Source organism: Gilvimarinus gilvus, assembly GCF_030518155.1.
Taxonomy (GTDB): Bacteria; Pseudomonadota; Gammaproteobacteria; order Pseudomonadales; family Cellvibrionaceae; genus Gilvimarinus; species Gilvimarinus gilvus.
In genome coordinates, this window is record NZ_JAULRU010000327.1 from 1 (window position 1) to 315 (window position 315).

1 pseudogene is annotated in these 315 nt (G+C 50.8%); it reads left to right on the top strand.

From position 1 onward, the window contains the following. A pseudogene (locus QWI17_RS05650) lies at positions 1 to 315 on the top strand (oxygen-dependent tRNA uridine(34) hydroxylase TrhO); the annotation flags it as partial.

Here is a 315-nt window from a genome sequence, read left to right on the forward strand (position 1 = left end):
AAGAACAAGGCTTTGATGAGGTTTACCATCTGGAAGGTGGAATCCTTAAATATCTGGAAGAAGTCCCTCAGGAAGACTCGATGTGGGAAGGTGAATGCTTCGTATTCGATAACCGGGTCACCGTCAATCATCAGTTAGAAAAAGGTAGCTACGACCAGTGCCATGCCTGCCGTCTGCCGCTGACAGCTGAACAGATGCAAAGTGATCAGTACCAGGCGGGGATCAGCTGCCCGAGTTGCTATGACAGTCAAAGTGAAGTGCAACGTCAGCGGTTTGAAGAGCGGCAGAAGCAGATGAAACTGGCTCAGCTGCGCG